The following is a 17,373-nucleotide window of genomic DNA, read 5'->3' as shown; positions in this document are numbered from 1 at the left end:
TGCCTTCAGTCAGTCCGTAGGGTCGGTTGCTGGCCGGGGCGGTGGCGCGGGCATGGTTGGCGGGGCCAGTTGCGTCCAATCCATCGGCGTGGCCGTCACAATCTCCAAGCGGTCGCGAAGGCTCTGACGGCCCCCAACCAGACTCATGAACGCCATGCCGCCGAGCAAGCGTGCGTCCTCGTTGGTGATCGGCGCTCCCGGCGCGGGGGACGGCAATGCGTCAATGGGCGCGCGGTCGAGAAACGGCTCAACGGTCGAGCGCCGTAGCCATGAGTATTTGAAAGCGTCGCTTTCGTCGTCGTAGAACGTGATGAATACTTTGTCGTTGGCAGCCGTTAATATCCCAAGCAAGTGCGGTAGTTTTCGGCCGCGCGTGAACTGCACAGCGCGTAGGTTCGGGGGTCGCCGCCATACATCGCTTTGGCGACGTTGCACATTTCCATGTCCTGCTCATTGTCTGCAAAGCACTGCGCATCGCGGCCCGAGCGCATTGCCATTGAAAGCACGCCGTCGGATGGCGCGCTAGAAAAATACTCGAATGGCGCTGCTCCGCTCAACGGAGTCGATGCCTCGCCGATTGCCGTCACATCGCCTAAATCTACGGCGTCGGTCAAACGCGAGCCTTGGTTAAACACGCCGACAATTGCAGCGGCGACGTTCAATTGCGTACGCGTCAGGTTACTTCCCCGAAGCGTCGGCAACGCTGTCGCTACCGCGTCGCTGAAGTCATTTGTCCAACTCTCAAGCTGGCTTTGCCAGCCGTCGAAGTCAAAGGACGCGACCGGTAACGAACTGTAATATGTGTACGGCGGGTCAAAGGGTTTCGTCTCCCAGGATCTTGGCGCAGCCAGCCGGGGTGGTTGGACGAAACCATTGTCTGCGCTCATGGGTTCTGCCCGGACCACACGGACCTCGCCTTGCATAACCTTATTGCGCAAATACTCAAGGATGCTCAGGCGACCGATGCAGCTGAAGTCCGAAAATTTCGATCTCAGCCAAGTTTCGGCGTCTCGAACGAGTTCAAAGTCATTCACCCAATCGTATAAGGACGCGCCCTCGAACAAGGCAGGCCCCGAATCGGTTGCGTTACCATGAACTTCATGCTCGGCGTACGAGGCATAAGTCGTGCCTTGAACAACAATGAGTTCTCTCGGCATCCTGACTATTGTTTTGTTGCAACGACGGTAACCTACCGCACTTTACGCACACCTCATCTCAAAAACAGAACCACAGTCGTTTGCGACCGTAGAGTTCGCGCTCGGGTTCCGTTTGCTTCCGCTTCCTCGGAGTCTTGCTGAAGTCGTCGCTGGCGCGCGAAGGATTGCTTTTCACCGTGCGACACAGGGCCGCCTATGTCGGGCCTGACACGTTGATTTCGTCGCGCAATCGTGCGAGGAGCGCACTAGAGTCTCGTATTTTCGGACTGTGCGCGGTTTTTCGAAAGGTCGCCTTTCCGCTCCCGCACGTGGCTAATAGCGCCGAGAAAATAGCTTACACAGCGGACCGCAGCCCCCTGGAAGCAGAACCCGGCACTGACTCCGACCGCAAACCCAGGAACCTGGCACCTCAGCACTGCCCCCAACCGCTACCCCAAAACCCCCCACCCTCGCGTCCGCCCGCCGGTGTGCAAGCGAAAAACCTCTTCCCGTGCACCAGCGCGAAATAGCCCCCGTACCCCACCAAGACCCGTCACGATAAGCGAAGTTAGCCATGACCCCGCTCAATCCACGTTCGCGCCCCGCGCGCCGCCCAAGGTCCCCGGCCTCCCAAAATCGAATCCCGCGGCGAATTTAGAGATAATTGGTGCTCAGCGAAACACCGAGTCGCGCACATCGAGACCCCCCCATGACCGATGCAATGAACCTGCAGCGCCTGAAAGTCACCGTCGACGGCTACGTGGCACGCGTCACGCTCGATCGCCCCGACGTCCGCAACGCCTTCGACGAAGCCACCATCGTCGAATTGACCGCGGCTTTTCGCGCGCTCGCCGACGACTCCTCCATCCGCGTCATCATCCTCGCTGCAAACGGCCCCGCTTTCTGCGCCGGCGCCGACCTCAACTGGATGAAACGCATGGCGGCGTACTCGGACGCAGAAAATCGCGCCGATGCACTCGGCCTCGCCACCATGCTCAACACCCTCTACGCGTGCAACAAACCCGTGATCGCGCAGGTCCAGGGCGACGCGTACGCAGGCGGCATGGGCCTCGTGGCCGTCGCCGATATAGCAATCTGTGCGGAATCAGCGCACTTCTGCTTATCGGAGGCGAAGCTCGGGCTGATGCCCGCGACCATCGCGCCCTACGTGATCCGGGCAATAGGCGCGCGCGCATCGCACCGATACTTCGTGACCGCTGAGCGCTTCGATGCCGGCGAAGCGCTGCGCATCGGCCTCGTGCATCAGGTCGTTGCGGCAGATGCGCTGGATGCCACCGTCGATGCAGTCGCAGCCGCGATCGCCGCCAATAGCCCGAACGCCGTGCGCGAGTGCAAGCAACTCGTGGTCGATCTGGCAGACAAGGCAATCGATGAAACGCTGATCTCGGACACTGCCGACCGTATCGCGCGAATTCGCGCCTCGGACGAAGGCCGCGAGGGCGTGCGCAGTTTTCTGGAAAAGAGCAAGCCGTCGTGGCTTGCCTAATGTGATCGGGAGCGTGGCCTGAGTGCTCGACTGAGCACATGACTGGCCGCTCCCCTGGAGTCGTTTTGAACCTGAACAACCAGCTCAAGCCTGCACCCGATGACTGGGTTGCACGCTCGCTACGCGCCGTATGGCATCCGTGTACGCAAATGAAGCATCACGAGCGCACCCCGCTCGTGCCCGTCGCTCGCGGCAAGGGCGCGTGGCTCTACGACCACGACGGCCATCGCTATCTCGATGCCATCAGCTCGTGGTGGGTCAACCTCTTCGGCCACGCGAACCCTCACATCAATGCAGCACTGAAAGATCAGCTCGACACGCTCGAACACGCCATGCTCGCCGGTTGCACGCACGAACCCGCCGTCCTGCTCGCCGAGCGTCTGCACGCCCTGACGCAGCACACGCTGGGGCATGCGTTTTTCGCTTCTGACGGCGCGTCGGCGGTCGAAATCGCATTGAAGATGAGCTTCCACTTCTGGCGCAATAGTGGCCACGCGGAGAAGCGCGAATTCGTGTGCCTCGCGAACAGCTATCACGGCGAGACTATCGGCGCGCTCGGCGTAACCGATGTCGCGTTGTTCAAGGACGCCTACGATCCGCTGATTCGCCATGCGCACGTGGTGATGTCGCCGGATGCCCGCCAGGCCCGCGAAGGTGAGACGGCGCGCGATGTCGCCCAACGCGCGCTCGCCGATATGAAAACACTATTCGACGCCAAGGCCTCGCAGCTTGCAGCCGTGATCGTGGAGCCGCTGGTACAGTGCGCCGCCGGCATGGCGATGCACGATCCCTCATATTTGAAGGGCTTGCGTGCCTTGTGCGATGACTACGGCGTGCATCTCATCGCCGATGAAATCGCCGTCGGCTGTGGTCGCAGCGGCACGTTCTTCGCATGCGAACAGGCTGCGATCTGGCCGGATTTCCTGTGTTTATCGAAGGGGATCAGCGGCGGGTATTTACCGCTATCGATCGTGCTGACACGCGATGAAATCTATGCCGCGTTCTACGATGACGACATGACGCGCGGTTTCCTGCACTCGCATTCGTACACGGGCAACCCGCTTGCATGCCGCGCCGCCCTGGCGACGCTCGATCTGTTCGAAAGCGCGAATGTGCTTGAAGAGAACCGCCGCAAATCTTCCGTCTTGCGCGCTGCACTGAGCCCGCTTCAAGATCATCGGCACGTCAGGAACCTGCGCGAACGCGGCACGATCTTCGCCTTCGATGCGATCATAGAAGACCCCGCTCAGGCACGCTCATTCTCGCGGCGTTTCTTCGAAAATGCCTTGAAACACGAGCTATTGTTGAGACCGATAGGCAAGACTGTCTATCTGATGCCACCGTACATCCTCAGCGACGACGAACTGACGCTGCTCGCCGAACGCACCCGCACTGTCTTCGACGCCACATTATCGGAGGCCGCATGAGCGACACATCGCCAGCTCTTTTCGAGCCTTTGAAGCAAGGTCTCGCCGATATCGAGCGCAACGGCTTGCGTCGTCGCCGACGCATCGCCGACAGCGCCTGCGCCGCTCACATGACGGTCGACGGACGCGAGATCATCGGCTTCGCGAGCAACGATTATCTCGGGCTCGCAGCGCATGAAACCTTGCGCGAAGCACTTGCCGAAGGAGCGCAAAAATATGGTGCGGGCAGCGGCGGATCGCATTTGCTCGGCGGCCATTCGCGCGCGCATGCGAAGCTGGAAGACGACCTCGCGGCGTTCTCCGGCGGTTTTGTTGACCAGCCGCGAGCGCTGTATTTCAGCACCGGCTACATGGCGAACCTCGCGACGCTGACCACGCTCGGCGCCGTGGGTCCATCGGGCGGCCGTGACACGCTCATGTTCTGCGACGCGTTGAACCATGCATCACTGATTGATGGCGCGCGTTTGTCGCGTGCGCAAATTCGCGTCTATCCTCATGCCGACGCCGAAGCGCTCGACGCCCTGCTCGAAGCATCGGCCAATGAGGGCGGCACGAAGATCATCGTTACGGATTCCGTCTTCAGCATGGACGGCGACATCGCCCCGCTTGGATCGTTGCTCGAGCTCGCGGAGCGTCACGGCGCGTGGCTGGTTGTCGACGACGCACACGGCTTTGGCGTGCTCGGTCCGCAAGGCCGCGGTGCGCTGGCTGAGGCCGCGTCGCGCTCGCCGCATCTTGTGTACGTCGGCACGTTGGGCAAGGCAGCAGGCGTGTCCGGCGCGTTCGTGATCGCGCATGAGACGGTGATCGAATGGTTCGTGCAGCGCGCGCGGCCGTACATCTTTACGACGGCGTCGGCGCCGGCCGTGGCGCATGCGGTATCGGCGAGTTTGCAGATTATCGGCAGCGGTGAAGGTGACGCAAGACGTGCGCATCTCGCTACGCTCATCGACAGTACGCGCGCCATGCTAAAGCGCACGCGATGGTCGCCCGTGGATTCGCATACTGCCGTTCAACCGTTGATTATCGGCGGCAATGAAGAGACGCTTAGGCTCGCCGCCGCACTCGATGAATACCGCATGTGGGTGCCCGCAATCCGTCCGCCAACTGTCCCGGCAGGCACATCGCGCCTGCGCATTTCGCTGTCGGCAGCGCATAGCCACGACGACCTCGCGAAGCTCGATAATGCACTGCAAACCTTGAGTAATCGATTATGACCGCGCCACTTTCACTCTTCGTCACCGGCACCGATACCGAGATCGGCAAGACGCTGGTATCGGCTGCGTTGCTGCATGGCTTCGCCGCACTTGGCCTGCGTGCCGCCGCGATGAAACCCATCGCGGCGGGCGCGTTCGAACGGGACGGCGAGTGGCACAACGAAGATGCGGATCAACTCGATGCCGCCGCGAACGTTGCGCTGCCGCCGTCGATACGCACGCCATTCATGCTCAAAGAAGCCGCCGCGCCGCACATCGCGGCGGCGCGCGAGAACGTGTCGCTGGATATCGCGCGGATCGTGGAAGCGCACCAGTTCGCCGTGAAGCAAGCGGACGTGGTGGTGGTGGAAGGCGTGGGCGGGTTCCGCGTGCCGCTCACCGATGTCCACGATACCGCCGACCTCGCGTTCGCGTTGAACCTGCCAGTCGTGCTGGTGGTCGGCATGCGGCTCGGCTGCATCAGTCACGCGCTGCTGAGCGCTGAGGCCATCGCGGCACGGGGGCTGCATCTGGTGGGCTGGGTGGCGAACCAGATCGATCCCGGCATGCTGTTTCCCGCTGAAAATATAGAAGCAATCCGGCTGCGGCTCGACAGTCAATACAACGCGCCGCTGCTCGGCACGATTCCTCGCCTCACGCCGCCGGAAGCTCGCGTGGCGACGACTTATATAGATACCTCCGTGCTGCTGGACGCGCTTCGTTCAGCCGGCGCGGGCCAATAATTCATCGTTATCCGCAAAACGAAAAGGATCCTCACATGACGCAAGTGCAATCCACCGACAAAGCCGCCCAACCCGCTGCCCAACCCGCCGCTCAACCCGCCGCACCGCAAACGCTGGCTCGCTGGCGCGTGGCGGATATTGTCGCGCTCTACGACCTGCCCTTCAACGATTTGATGTTTCGCGCTCAGGCTGTGCATCGCGAACACTTCGATGCCAACACGGTTCAACTCTCCACGCTGTTGTCGATCAAGACCGGCGGTTGCCCGGAAGATTGCGCATACTGCCCGCAGTCGTCGCATCACGACACGGGGCTTAAGGCCGAGAAACTGATGGCCGTCGATGAGGTCCTGAAGGCCGCCGAAGTCGCCAAGGCGAACGGCGCGACGCGTTTTTGCATGGGCGCGGCGTGGCGCAATCCGAAGGACCAGCATCTTGAACCGATCGCCGATATGATTCGCGGCGTGAAGGCCATGGGCCTGGAAACCTGCGTGACGCTCGGCATGCTGGAAGCGCATCAGGCGGAACGCTTGCGCGACGCGGGGCTGGATTACTACAACCATAACCTCGATACATCGCCGGAGTTCTACGGCCAGATCATCTCGACGCGTACGTATCAGGATCGCCTGGATACGCTCGAACATGTCCGCGATGCCGGGATCAATGTGTGCTGCGGCGGGATTGTCGGCATGGGTGAAACGCGGCGTGAACGGGCCGGTCTGATCACGCAACTGGCGAACATGGAGCCGTATCCGGAATCGGTGCCTATCAACAATCTGGTGCAGGTGGAAGGCACGCCGCTGACGGGTACCGCACCGCTGGATCCGTTTGAATTCGTACGTACGATCGCGGTTGCGCGCATCACGATGCCCAAGGCGATGGTCCGGTTATCGGCGGGACGCGAGCAGATGGATGAAGCGCTGCAGGCGCTGTGTTTCCTCGCCGGCGCGAATTCGATTTTCTATGGCGACCAGTTGCTGACGACGAGCAACCCGCAGGCTGAAGCCGACCGGAAGTTGCTGGAGCGTTTGGGAATGCGCGCAGAAGCGTCGCAGCAGATGCAAGCGGCCGAGGCTTGTGATGTGAAGTGCGGACACGCGCAGGTGCAGTGAACAACAAGCTGCTTGATTCACTGATCCAGGCCGCGAAGGTGCGGTGAAGTGAAGTCAGTCGATGTCCAGAATCCCCCGCGATCATCAGGTCATGGGGGATTTTTTGTTTCACCAGCCTGCAGCCTCAGTTCTTATCCACAATCACCTGATCGAACGTGCCGCCATCGGAGAAATGGGTTTGCTGCGCTTTCTGCCAGTTGCCGAAAACCTGCTCCACCGTGAACGTCTTGATCGGCTTGAATTCGCTTGCGTGCTTGGCAAGCACGTCGGCATTACGTGGCCGCAGATGATGTTGCGCGATGATTTCCTGCGCCGCCGGGGTCCACAAATAGTCCAGGTACGCCTGCGCCTCCTTGCGCGTCCCACGCTTGTCCACGACTTTCGCAACCACCGCGACAGGCGGTTCGGCTAACAAACTCACCGACGGATACACCGCGTCGAAATCCTTGCCCGACGCGCCCGCATTCATCAACGCAACTTCGTTTTCAAACGTCACCAGCACGTCGCCAATACCGCGTTGCGTGAAGGTTGTCGTGGCACCACGACCACCCGTGTCCAGCACCGGCACGTTCTTGAAAATGGCTTTCTCGAACGCTTGAGCCTGCGCATCGGTTGCACCTTGCTGCTTCTTGTAACCCCACGCCGCCAGATACGCGTAACGCCCGTTGCCCGACGTCTTCGGATTAGCGATCACGACCTGCACGCCGGGACGCGCGAGATCGCTCCAGTCCAAGATGCTCTTCGGGTTGCCATGACGCACCAGAAACACCATGGTAGTCGTGTAAGGCACCGCGTTATTCGGCAGCAGCGTGCGCCAGTTGGCGGGCACAAGGCCGCCGCGCTCGACCAGCAAGTCGATATCGTTCGGCTGGTTCATCGTGACCACGTCAGCCTGCAGACCCTGCATCACCGACAAAGCCTGCGCACTCGACGCCCCATGCGACTGACGCACGGAAAGCGTCTGGCCGGTCTTCTGCTTATAGTCAGCAATAAACGCGGTATCGATGTCCTTGTACAACTCGCGCGTGACGTCGTAGGAGACGTTGAGCAACGCCGTATCCGCGTGTGCGAACGTAGTGAGACCCAACGCCGCGATTGCTGCCCAATGCTTCAAACCCGCCATGCATCCCCCGATTGTTCGAATAGTGAAAACCGCTGCGAAGCGGCGATTCTATCGAAAAGCCGGTGCTGGAATGCATCGGACGCCTCATCCATAGGCCGCCTGTTCAATATGCTCGAAGCGGTCGAACACGTCGGGTTGCTCCGCGAAATGCGCCGGGGCCGCGCAATGAATCAAGGTATCGACGAAATATTTTGCACGCGGCCACGGACCGAACCCCGCCGCCGTGTTGATGTGGCCGGCATCGCCGAGATTCACGAACGCGCTGCCAAGCTGGCTCGCGAGGCGCATCGCCTGGTCGAAGGGCATCCACGGATCAGTCATGCTCGCAATCATTACCGATGGCACCGCCAGACGGCGTGGTTCGAACGCGCCGGCGAACCGGAACTTGTCCGGGCTGGCGGGCGCGACAAACAGCACGCCGGCCACGGCGTTGCCGGTCAGGCCTTGCGCGATCGCGTGCGCGGCCGCGAGGCAACCGAAACTGTGCGCGGCAAGAATCACCGGACCGCGAACGCTCGCCACCGTATCCGCGACGGATTGCGCCCACGCGTCGAGTTGAGGCGCGTCCCAGTCGTCCTGCTCGACGCGTCTTGATTTCGGCAATTGCCGTTCCAACCATGTTTGCCAGTGCGTGCCCTCGCTGCCGTGCAAACCCGGTACGGTAACAAGCCGCGGCGGCCAGGCGGATGTGCTGCATGAACTCATGTGAACCTCGCTGCCAGCTCGTAGCCGGCATGCTGAGGAACAATTCTGCTGCGTGCGCGCGCCCGCGCGAACCAAGTTTTCGTCATTTGGTTATCGGCGGCGATCGGGTGAAATAAGCGGCGTGGTCCCGCGCGCTACACGTGCGAATCGGCGAAACCGCGGCGAAACCGTAAAATAGGCTTACTTTCAGACAGAATTCAACGCTCGATCCTCGCCCTTACCTCCGTGAATACGAACCTTCGATGAAGATCATTCTCTACGAGCACCACACCGAGGCCTCGCTCTGGCTTAGCGATCTCGCCCACGCGCTTCCCGGCGCCGATATACGCCTTTGGCAACCTGGCGACACCGCCCCAGCCGATTACGCGGTCGTCTGGCGTGCGCCGCCCGAGTTGTTCGCGAACCGGCCGGATCTGAAGGCCGTGTTCAATCTGGGCGCGGGTGTCGATGCAATCCTCGAGATCGAACGCAAACAACCCGGCACACTGCCGCCAAACGCGCTGCTCGTGCGCCTGGAAGACAGCGGCATGGGCCACCAGATGGTCGAATACGCGGCCCACACGGTGCTGCGTTACCTGCGCCGCCTGGACGAATACGATGCGCTCCAGCGCGAGTATCGCTGGCAAAAACTACCGCCCTATGCGCTGAAGGACTTCACGGTCGGCGTGCTGGGCATGGGCGTTCTCGGCGCGCGGGTCGCGCAGGCACTGGCGGCGTTCGGCATGCCGGTGCGCGGTTTTAGCCGTACCAAGCGGAAGGTTGAAGGCGTCAAGACCTTCGCCGGCGACGAACAGTTCGAACCCTTCCTCGACGGCACGAGAGTGCTCATCAACCTGCTGCCGCATACGCCGGATACCGAGGGCATCCTGAACCGGCGAACGTTCGGGCGGCTTGCACCGGGCGCGTATCTCATCAACATTGCGCGCGGCGGGCATCTTGTAGACGACGATCTGCTTCACGCCATGCAGACCGGCCAGATCGCCGCCGCTACACTCGACGTATTCCACACCGAACCGTTGCCGGACAATCATCCGTTCTGGCGCACGCCACGCCTCACGATCACGCCGCATATAGCCGCCGAAACGTTGCGCGAGGAAAGCACGGAGCAGATCGCGAACAAGATCATGGCGCTCACGCGCGGCGAGCCGATATCCGGCATAGTCGATGTGACACGCGGCTATTGAGCTTATCGAGTTGCAGGAATTCATACGTATTCGAAGGAGACAGGCATGCTACCCGCCAAAGTAAAGATCGTCGAAGTGGGGCCGCGCGACGGCCTGCAGAACGAGAAGGAATTCGTAGCGACCGACATCAAGATCGAACTGGTCAACCGCCTGGCGAACGCGGGTTTGCAGAACGTCGAATCGGCATCGTTCGTCTCGCCAAAATGGGTGCCGCAAATGGCCGACGGCGCAGCCGTGATGGCCGGCATCGAGCGGCGCGCGGGCACCATTTACTCGGCGCTCACGCCGAACCTGCGCGGCTTCGAGGCGGCGCAGGAAGCGAAAGTCGATGAGATCGTCATCTTCGGCGCGGCCAGCGAAGCGTTCTCGCACAAGAACATCAACTGCAGTATTGCGGAAAGCATCGCGCGCTTTGAACCGGTCGCGAAGGCGGCGAAAGAAGCGGGCTTGCGCGTGCGCGGCAGCATTTCATGCGCGCTGGGTTGTCCCTACCAGGGCGACGTGCCGGTCGATGCGGTCGTCGATGTCGTGCAGCGCATGAAGGCGCTCGGCTGCGATGAAATCGATATTGCCGACACAATCGGCGTGGGCACCGCGGGCCGCACGCGCGAGGTGATGGCGGCGGTATCGAAGGTATTTCCACGCGACCGGCTCTCCGGCCATTTCCACGATACCTATGGTCAGGCGGTCGCGAATATCTACGCGTCACTGCAGGAAGGCATCGAGATTTTTCACGCCTCCGTGGCGGGACTTGGCGGTTGTCCGTATGCGAAAGGCGCGACCGGCAACGTCGCGACCGAGGACGTGGTCTTCCTGCTGAACGGACTCGGCATTGATACCGGCGTCGATCTCGATCAGCTCGTGGAGATCGGTGATTTCATTTCGCGGGCGATCGGCAAGCCGAGCGCGTCGCGAGTGGGACGCGCATTGCTTGCAAAAAAACGTGACGGCGTGGCGCCCTGCGTTTGATGATCGGCTGATTATTTTGGACAAAAACACGATGAACGAAACACTCGACGCCTTGCCCGAATCCGCTCGCCGCGTGGCGCTCCTGCTTCAGGAGCGTGGACACGCCAGTCCCGTCGTAATGCTCGCCGAAACCGGCAAGACATCGGCTGAAGCGGCGGCAGGCCTTGGCTGCTCGGTCGCGCAGATCGCCAAATCAATTCTGTTTCGCCGCAAGAAAGATGACGCGCCGGTGCTCGTGATTGCGAGCGGGGTGAACCGCGTGGACGAAAAGAAAGTGGCCGAACGGGTCGGCGAACTTGCCCGCGCCGACGCCAAGTTCGTCCGCGAGAAGACCGGCTACGCAATCGGCGGCGTCTGCCCGATCGGCCATGCCACACCGCCGCTGACGCTGATCGATGAAGACCTGCTCGCGCTCGACAGCCTCTGGGCCGCCGCCGGTCATCCGCACGCAGTGTTCAACCTGACGCCGCAGGAATTGGTCGCGCTAACAGGCGCGCCGGTCGCCGATGTCGCGTTGCGCGAGACTGTGTGATGACTGAGGCCGTTGCATCGCCGTGTATCGATGTATGCAGAATGAATCCATCCACCGGGCTTTGCGACGGCTGTTTTCGTACGATCGATGAAATAGCGGGTTGGTCTTCCTTCGATGACCCGCAAAAAACAGCGGTCCTGACGCAAGCGCAAGCGCGCAGGAAAGGGCCGCGCGTGGTGCGTATCGGCGAGCACTTCACGGCCACGCTGGCGTTGCCGCCCGATTCCATCAAGTCGTTCGCCACGCTGGTGAACGATCACAACCCGCTGCATCACGACGATGCCTACGCTGAAGCCAGCCGCTTCGGTTCGCTGATCGCGTCGGGTACGCAACCCACGGCGCACTTGATGGCAATGCTTGCGACCCATTTTTCCACCTACGCCCAGCCGCTAGGCCTTGAATTCGGCATCAAGCTCGTGCGCGCAGTCAAGGTGAACGACGTGCTCGCGATGAGCTGGCAAGTTACCTCTGCGCACTGGAAGCCGAGCTTGAACGGCGATCTCGTGAAGCTGGAAGGCCAGGCGCTGAATCAACACGGCGAGATCATGGTCAAGGCGAGTGCGACCATCGTCGTGATGCCGAAGGGGCCAAACACATGATCACGTTACCGGCGTCCATGCGGGTGTTTGAGCGCGGCTGGCTGTCGTCGAATAATGTGCTTTTCATAGACGAAACCCGCACCGCCCTGGTCGATTCCGGCTACGCCAGTCACGCACCGCAGACGCTGGCACTCGTGCAGCGAGCGCTTGCTAGTGAACGTAATGAACGCACGCTCGATCTGATTGTGAACACGCATCTGCATTCGGACCATTGCGGCGGCAACGCGCTGCTGCAATCCAACTTCGTCTGCGAGACGCTCATTCCGCAAACAGAGGCTGACGCCGTGCGTGAATGGGACGAAGACAAACTCACGTTCCGCGCGACCGGCCAGACCTGCGAGCGCTTCGGTTTCACCGGCACGATCGCGCCAGGGGCGACGCTCCAATTGGGTGGCCTCGACTGGTCCTTACTCGGCGCGCCCGGTCACGATCCGCATTCGCTTATGTTGTACTGCGCTGAAGAACGGCTGCTGATTAGCGCCGACGCGCTGTGGGAAAACGGCTTTGGCGTGATCTTTCCCGAACTGGAAGGCGAGAGCGGCTTCGCGGAACAACGCGCCGTGCTCGACCTGATCGCCACGCTGGACGTGCGAGCGGTGATTCCCGGCCATGGCGCGCCATTCACGGAGGTATCGAAGGCGTTGGATATCGCTTTCTCGCGAATCGATTATCTGCGTGCCGATCCCGTGCGCAACGCGAAGAATGCGCTGAAGGTGCTGATCGTGTTCAAGCTGATGGAGTTGCGCTCGATGCCGCTCAGCGAGTTGTTGTCGCTCGTAGATAACGCAGGGGCCATGCGCGCTGCCGCTAACCTGCTCTCCGATGATCGTCCGGGGTTAGTGCGCAAGTATCTCGCTGAATTGGCAGCGAGCGGCGTGCTGAGGATGGAGGGTGAGACGGCGAAGATCAGCTGAATGCGTTGCCTGAATGCGCAGGCGCGAGATGGAACAGACAAAAGAAAGCCGCTTGTCAGCCATCGATTTGTCGTCGAACGGCCAAGCCCAAGCGGCGGAATTTTGTTGACGTGATCAGCGCCGAATGCATCGTAGCGCGCCTGTTTTTGAGACGCATCGGGGCTTTCCCTACAGACTTATAACAGCCCATTGAACGCGCCATGACGCGCACACGCCTCGCCCTTATGCGGCCTCGGTCGCCTCGAAAAACGCGAGCATTTCTGCAAGCAATTCATCGGGTACTTCTTCCGGAATATAGTGGCCGGAAGGCAACGCTCGGCCACTGACATCTCGCGCGACACGACGCCATTCGGTCAACGGCTCAAAGCATCGTTCGATCACGCCTTCCTGCCCCCACAACACTCGCAGCGGACACGCGAGTCTGTTGCCGCATTCAATATCCGCCCGATCATGCTCGAGATCGATGCTTGCCGACGCCCGGTAGTCCTCGCACATCGCATGCACCGCGCCCGGCTGGCGCAACGCGTCACGATATGCCTGCAAAGCGTGCGGCGCAAACGGCGCGAGACCTGCATGGCGACTGCCCATCACACGCTCGACATACGCGTCCGGATGCGCGCCGATCAGCAATTCCGGCAATGGCTCAGGCTGGATCAGGAAGAACCAGTGAAAATAGGCGGTGGCGAAGGCGCGATTGGTGGCCTCGTACATGGCGAGCGTTGGCGCTATGTCGAGCAGCAGCATGCGGTCGACAGCCTGCGGAAAATCCAGCGCCATCCGGTGTGCCACCCGCGCGCCGCGGTCATGCGCGCAGACCATGAAGCGCTCGAAGCCAAAGTGCCGCATGACCGCGACCTGGTCGGCGGCCATCGCGCGTTTCGAATAGGGTGTGTGCTGCGCGTCGCTGGGCGGTTTTGCCGATGCGCCGTAACCGCGTAGATCGGTCGCGATCACGGTGAAATGCTGCGCCAGGACGCCAGCCAGCCGATGCCAGATCTCATGTGTCTGCGGATGGCCGTGAAGCAGCAGAAGCGGCGGCCCACTGCCACCCTTCATGCCGAAAATATCGACGCCTGCGGCATCGAAGGTGAACGGCTCATAGTCTTCGAACGGCATGGCGTGAATATTCAGCGTGACGGGAAAAGCATTGTAGGCGTCCTCGGCGATACTAAACTGCTTGCTGGCAGGCGCTTTCGTAGAAGCTGAAGACTTCTTCCAATGTCCCTGGTGATTGCGCATGGAAAGATTCGCCTATAATCGAACGGTCGTTCGCATTCCTTCAGTGCACGCGCCAGAGCTTCGCCCGAGTCCGGCAACAACCGCCATGCGAAGGCTTCACGCAGTTAAAGCGCGGTTATTGTGACCCCACGTCAGATGGACGCGCGCGCATCGCCGGCTTTCACATTCAATCAGGAGACACGTGTCATGGCACTTCCCGCCGCTCTGCAACACCTCGCGCTGCCCGTCATCGCTTCACCGATGTTCATCGTCAGCTATCCCGAGCTCGTGCTCGCGCAATGCAAGGCGGGGATCGTCGGCTCGTTTCCCGCGCTGAACGCTCGGCCAGCCGAGCTGCTCGACGAATGGCTCACGCAGATCGGCGAGGGGATCGAGGCGCACAAGGCGGCGAATCCTGGCGCGCCGGTCGGTCCGGTCGCAGTCAACCAGATCGTGCATCACTCGAACGCGCGGCTTGAGGCAGACGTGCGGGTGTGCGTGGAACATCGCGTGCCGATCTTCATTACGAGCCTGCGCGCACCGGTCAAGGAGATGATCGACGCCGTGCACAGCTACGGCGGCATCGTGCTGCACGACGTGATCAACCTCCGGCACGCCGAGAAGGCGCTGGAAGCGGGCGTCGACGGCCTGATCCTGGTCGCGGCCGGCGCCGGCGGGCACGCGGGCATGACCTCGCCGTTCGCGCTGGTGGGCGAAGTGCGGCGTATCTTCGATGGCCCGATCGCGTTGTCCGGGGCGATTGCCAACGGCGGCTCGATTCTCGCCGCGCAAGCCATGGGGGCCGATTTCGCGTATATCGGCACACGGTTCATTGCCACGCGCGAGGCGCACGCGCTAGAGGACTACAAGAGTGCGATCGTGGGGTCGAAAGCCGCTGACATCATCTATACGAACCTCTTCACCGGCGTGCACGGCAACTATATTCGACAGAGCATTCTCAATGCCGGGCTCGATCCGGACGCGCTGCCTGCATCGGATAAAGCAGCGATGAATTTCGGCGACTCGGCGATCAAAGCCAAAGCGTGGAAAGAAATCTGGGGCGCGGGGCAAGGTGTCGGCCTGATGGACGACGTGCCGACGGTGGCGGAACTCGTGTCGCGGCTCAAGCACGAATACGACGATGCAAAAACGCGGCTAGGTATTTCGCGATAAAGCAGTCCGGCGAGCGGTGGCTCGTGAAGCTTTTTGGATCTCTTGCGCGCGTGTCAACAAAGCGCCGCCCTTGGGCTTCAGGGGCGGCGTTTTGCGTTGCCGGGAGTCAGCGCACAACGCTCGCTCTGCTCGCTTAGAACTTCGTGCGAATGCCGACGCCGTAAGTATCGCCGCTCGACATGCTCGTGTACTTGTCGTTCAAGTACGCGGCATAGACGTCGGTGCGCTTGGACAGCGGATAGTCATAGCCGAGCGCCCAGCTCTTGTGGGTCTGGTCGAGCCCGCCGTTGCTGCGCGAATACGCGTACGACGCCATCACCGAACCCACGCCAACCGGAATGGTCACGCCACCTTGGCCCGTGTTCACGTGGAACGAACCCGGATCGATATCGTTGTGCGTGTACATGTACTGCGCAAAGAACTTGACGAATTTCATGTCGTACGACGCGCCCAACTGGCCTACGCTCTGGCTCTTGTAACCGGCCACGAACGACGTCAGGTCACCCGGCGTTGCGCTGAAATTCACGTACTGATATACGCCCGTCGCCGCAAACGGGCCGTGGAAATACAGGAATTGCGCGCTGTATTTCTTCGCACCGTTTTCTCCGGCCTGATTGCCGAAGCTGTACATCGCGCTACCCGACAAACCGCTGAAATCAGGCGTGGTGTACTGAACGGAATTATCCCATCCCGAATCACCGACAACACCCTGGTCCGTCGTGTACGTCGGGAACGTGCTCTGACCGAGGAACACGTGATAAACCATCGGCGAGAACGTGTACGAATCAATAAACGGGTTAAACAGGATCGTCGATACAAAAAGCTGCGTGGTCAGCCGTCCGGCGGTGACCGTACCGTACGGCGACTGAATACCCACATACGAGTTGCGCGCGAAAAATGTATCGCCCTGGAAGCGGCCGTAATTACCGTTCTGCGCGCGAAAGAAACTCTCCAACGTGAAGATCGCCTTATAACCGCCACCGAGATCTTCGCTGCCTTTCATGCCCCAGTACGACGTTGACATACCGCCGCCACCCACGTTCCAGGCCGTAGGGCTGCCCGGGAATTTAGTGGCTCCCACCCATTCGTCAACCTGTCCGTACAACTGGACACTCGATTGCGCTTGGGCTGAACTGGCGGCAAGCAAGCCGAACATGCCGGCAGTAACGGTAGCCTTGGCCGCGGCCTTAAGCACGCGGTTCACGGGTGGCTTCATGGACTCTCCTGTCGTATTAACGTTAAAACGGGATTCGGCGAGGGACATTGCCTCGCTTTATCGGACTGTTCTTATAAATGTCCGCTATGCGTGCGGATGGCTTAGGGCGGGACCATCTTTACGGATCATTTTTCTGGACAAAAATAACTTTCCTTATGCTGTCTATAGCGGTTTCAATACATTGCGCGCGACGAACTTTTATCGCCCGATGTAATGCGATGCGAAAAGGACGCTTGAACGAGGAGCCGGTCTGCCAGTCGATAGCCCGCGATGCTATATGCCACGGTGCACCCGGGCAATCTGCATTCCGGCAACAATAAAAATGCGATCAGAAACGCCAGTCGAACGCATTGTTAATGCGACTAATTTTGAGAGGAACGGAATCGGGCAACTGGCGATGAGACTGTGGCGGGATTACGTCATTGCGACGCTTGCCATAGACGGGGGAATTGTTTTTTGTTTTGCACTCGCAAACAAGTTGCGAGAAGTCGAACCCGTGGTTCGAACTAGTGGATGAAGAACATCACGGGAACTACGAGAGAACGACTAGGAAGGTTCGAGATTTTTTGAGAGTCGGCAGGGGCGGATTTCGTCTGCTAATACCCCGTGCAGGCGTGATTCA

The 17,373-nt window shown here is 60.8% G+C and carries 17 protein-coding genes; 11 read left to right on the top strand and 6 right to left on the bottom strand.

The genetic code is table 11. The features are described 5' to 3' along the window. Nucleotides 1–9: 9 nt before the first annotated feature. Nucleotides 10–351: a hypothetical protein gene (locus BSU04_RS44895; protein WP_089166583.1), complete on the bottom strand. Its 342-nt coding sequence runs from the start codon at nt 349–351 to the stop codon at nt 10–12. Continuing rightward, on the bottom strand, nt 336–1,157 hold the full coding sequence (locus tag BSU04_RS44890; RefSeq protein WP_089166582.1) for a hypothetical protein: 822 nt from the start codon (nt 1,155–1,157) through the stop codon (nt 336–338). The genes BSU04_RS44895 and BSU04_RS44890 overlap by 16 nt, the downstream gene beginning before the upstream one ends. Nucleotides 1,158–1,857: 700 nt before the next feature. Between BSU04_RS44890 and BSU04_RS44885 the strand changes: the two genes are divergently transcribed. The 5 genes from BSU04_RS44885 to bioB all read left to right on the top strand — a co-directional run bounded on the left by BSU04_RS44885 (nt 1,858) and on the right by bioB (nt 7,118). After that, on the top strand, nt 1,858–2,643 hold the full coding sequence (locus tag BSU04_RS44885; RefSeq protein WP_373452936.1) for an enoyl-CoA hydratase/isomerase family protein: 786 nt from the start codon (nt 1,858–1,860) through the stop codon (nt 2,641–2,643). A 65-nt stretch (nt 2,644–2,708) separates the two neighbouring features. Beyond that, nucleotides 2,709–4,070, top strand: coding sequence for an adenosylmethionine--8-amino-7-oxononanoate transaminase (bioA, locus tag BSU04_RS44880; RefSeq protein ID WP_373452934.1), 1,362 nt, complete (start codon nt 2,709–2,711; stop codon nt 4,068–4,070). Beyond that, nucleotides 4,067–5,287 carry an 8-amino-7-oxononanoate synthase gene (gene bioF / locus BSU04_RS44875; protein ID WP_089166579.1) on the top strand — a complete coding sequence of 407 codons (1,221 nt, stop codon included), beginning with the start codon at nt 4,067–4,069 and terminating at the stop codon, nt 5,285–5,287. Before bioA ends, bioF begins: the two co-directional genes overlap by 4 nt. Then, nucleotides 5,284–6,009, top strand: coding sequence for a dethiobiotin synthase (bioD, locus tag BSU04_RS44870; protein ID WP_089166578.1), 726 nt, complete (start codon nt 5,284–5,286; stop codon nt 6,007–6,009). Before bioF ends, bioD begins: the two co-directional genes overlap by 4 nt. Before the next feature lie 35 nt (nt 6,010–6,044). Further along, a complete protein-coding gene (bioB, locus tag BSU04_RS44865; protein WP_089166577.1) occupies nt 6,045–7,118 on the top strand; it encodes a biotin synthase BioB in 1,074 nt (357 codons plus the stop codon). Nucleotides 7,119–7,242: 124 nt separating this feature from the next. On the opposite strand, the gene BSU04_RS44860 is transcribed toward bioB, so the two are convergent. Beyond that, the gene (locus BSU04_RS44860) at nt 7,243–8,241 is read right to left on the bottom strand and encodes a sulfate ABC transporter substrate-binding protein (RefSeq protein WP_089166576.1); all 999 of its coding nucleotides are present in this window, start codon (nt 8,239–8,241) and stop codon (nt 7,243–7,245) included. 84 nt (nt 8,242–8,325) lie between these two features. Beyond that, a complete protein-coding gene (locus tag BSU04_RS44855; protein WP_089166575.1) occupies nt 8,326–8,946 on the bottom strand; it encodes an RBBP9/YdeN family alpha/beta hydrolase in 621 nt (206 codons plus the stop codon). 242 nt (nt 8,947–9,188) lie between these two features. Here BSU04_RS44855 and BSU04_RS44850 point away from each other — a divergent pair, with 242 nt between their 5' ends. The 5 genes from BSU04_RS44850 to BSU04_RS44830 are packed head-to-tail and all read left to right on the top strand — an operon-like array spanning nt 9,189 to nt 13,144. Then, on the top strand, nt 9,189–10,130 hold the full coding sequence (locus BSU04_RS44850) for a 2-hydroxyacid dehydrogenase (RefSeq protein WP_089166574.1): 942 nt from the start codon (nt 9,189–9,191) through the stop codon (nt 10,128–10,130). 45 nt (nt 10,131–10,175) lie between these two features. Continuing rightward, nucleotides 10,176–11,099 (top strand): hydroxymethylglutaryl-CoA lyase, encoded by a 924-nt coding sequence (locus BSU04_RS44845; protein ID WP_089166573.1) that lies wholly within the window; start codon nt 10,176–10,178, stop codon nt 11,097–11,099. 31 nt (nt 11,100–11,130) lie between these two features. After that, nucleotides 11,131–11,631 carry a YbaK/EbsC family protein gene (locus BSU04_RS44840; RefSeq protein WP_089166625.1) on the top strand — a complete coding sequence of 167 codons (501 nt, stop codon included), beginning with the start codon at nt 11,131–11,133 and terminating at the stop codon, nt 11,629–11,631. Continuing rightward, nucleotides 11,631–12,230, top strand: a complete 600-nt coding sequence (locus tag BSU04_RS44835; protein WP_089166572.1) for a DUF1289 domain-containing protein — start codon at nt 11,631–11,633, stop codon at nt 12,228–12,230. The genes BSU04_RS44840 and BSU04_RS44835 overlap by 1 nt, the downstream gene beginning before the upstream one ends. Further along, the gene (locus tag BSU04_RS44830) at nt 12,227–13,144 is read left to right on the top strand and encodes an MBL fold metallo-hydrolase (protein WP_089166571.1); all 918 of its coding nucleotides are present in this window, start codon (nt 12,227–12,229) and stop codon (nt 13,142–13,144) included. Before BSU04_RS44835 ends, BSU04_RS44830 begins: the two co-directional genes overlap by 4 nt. A 222-nt stretch (nt 13,145–13,366) precedes the next feature. Here the strand turns inward: BSU04_RS44830 and BSU04_RS44825 are convergent, their stop codons facing one another. Beyond that, complete coding sequence (locus BSU04_RS44825) at nt 13,367–14,260, bottom strand: alpha/beta fold hydrolase (protein WP_089166624.1); 894 nt, start codon at nt 14,258–14,260, stop codon at nt 13,367–13,369. Between the two features lie 309 nt (nt 14,261–14,569). Here BSU04_RS44825 and BSU04_RS44820 point away from each other — a divergent pair, with 309 nt between their 5' ends. Continuing rightward, nucleotides 14,570–15,535, top strand: coding sequence for an NAD(P)H-dependent flavin oxidoreductase (locus BSU04_RS44820; RefSeq protein WP_089166623.1), 966 nt, complete (start codon nt 14,570–14,572; stop codon nt 15,533–15,535). 133 nt (nt 15,536–15,668) lie between these two features. On the opposite strand, the gene BSU04_RS44815 is transcribed toward BSU04_RS44820, so the two are convergent. Further along, on the bottom strand, nt 15,669–16,691 hold the full coding sequence (locus tag BSU04_RS44815) for a porin (RefSeq protein ID WP_256983966.1): 1,023 nt from the start codon (nt 16,689–16,691) through the stop codon (nt 15,669–15,671). Nucleotides 16,692–17,373 lie beyond the last annotated feature (682 nt).

Source organism: Caballeronia sordidicola (assembly GCF_002220365.1).
GTDB lineage: Bacteria > Pseudomonadota > Gammaproteobacteria > Burkholderiales > Burkholderiaceae > Caballeronia > Caballeronia sordidicola_C.
The sequence above is the reverse complement of the archived record's forward strand: the minus strand, read 5'-3'. Positions and strand labels throughout refer to the sequence as shown.

Coding starts and splice junctions, on each gene's coding strand:
- bioF (WP_089166579.1), top strand. CDS start 4,067: ATGAGCGACACATCGCCAGCTCTTTTCGAGCCTTTGAAGCAAGGTCTC.
- BSU04_RS44845 (WP_089166573.1), top strand. CDS start 10,176: ATGCTACCCGCCAAAGTAAAGATCGTCGAAGTGGGGCCGCGCGACGGC.
- BSU04_RS44825 (WP_089166624.1), bottom strand. CDS start 14,260: ATGCCGTTCGAAGACTATGAGCCGTTCACCTTCGATGCCGCAGGCGTC.
- BSU04_RS44830 (WP_089166571.1), top strand. CDS start 12,227: ATGATCACGTTACCGGCGTCCATGCGGGTGTTTGAGCGCGGCTGGCTG.
- BSU04_RS44820 (WP_089166623.1), top strand. CDS start 14,570: ATGGCACTTCCCGCCGCTCTGCAACACCTCGCGCTGCCCGTCATCGCT.
- BSU04_RS44835 (WP_089166572.1), top strand. CDS start 11,631: ATGACTGAGGCCGTTGCATCGCCGTGTATCGATGTATGCAGAATGAAT.
- bioD (WP_089166578.1), top strand. CDS start 5,284: ATGACCGCGCCACTTTCACTCTTCGTCACCGGCACCGATACCGAGATC.
- BSU04_RS44860 (WP_089166576.1), bottom strand. CDS start 8,241: ATGGCGGGTTTGAAGCATTGGGCAGCAATCGCGGCGTTGGGTCTCACT.
- BSU04_RS44885 (WP_373452936.1), top strand. CDS start 1,858: ATGAACCTGCAGCGCCTGAAAGTCACCGTCGACGGCTACGTGGCACGC.
- BSU04_RS44855 (WP_089166575.1), bottom strand. CDS start 8,946: ATGAGTTCATGCAGCACATCCGCCTGGCCGCCGCGGCTTGTTACCGTA.
- BSU04_RS44850 (WP_089166574.1), top strand. CDS start 9,189: ATGAAGATCATTCTCTACGAGCACCACACCGAGGCCTCGCTCTGGCTT.
- BSU04_RS44890 (WP_089166582.1), bottom strand. CDS start 1,157: ATGCCGAGAGAACTCATTGTTGTTCAAGGCACGACTTATGCCTCGTAC.
- BSU04_RS44815 (WP_256983966.1), bottom strand. CDS start 16,691: ATGTTCGGCTTGCTTGCCGCCAGTTCAGCCCAAGCGCAATCGAGTGTC.
- bioB (WP_089166577.1), top strand. CDS start 6,045: ATGACGCAAGTGCAATCCACCGACAAAGCCGCCCAACCCGCTGCCCAA.
- BSU04_RS44840 (WP_089166625.1), top strand. CDS start 11,131: ATGAACGAAACACTCGACGCCTTGCCCGAATCCGCTCGCCGCGTGGCG.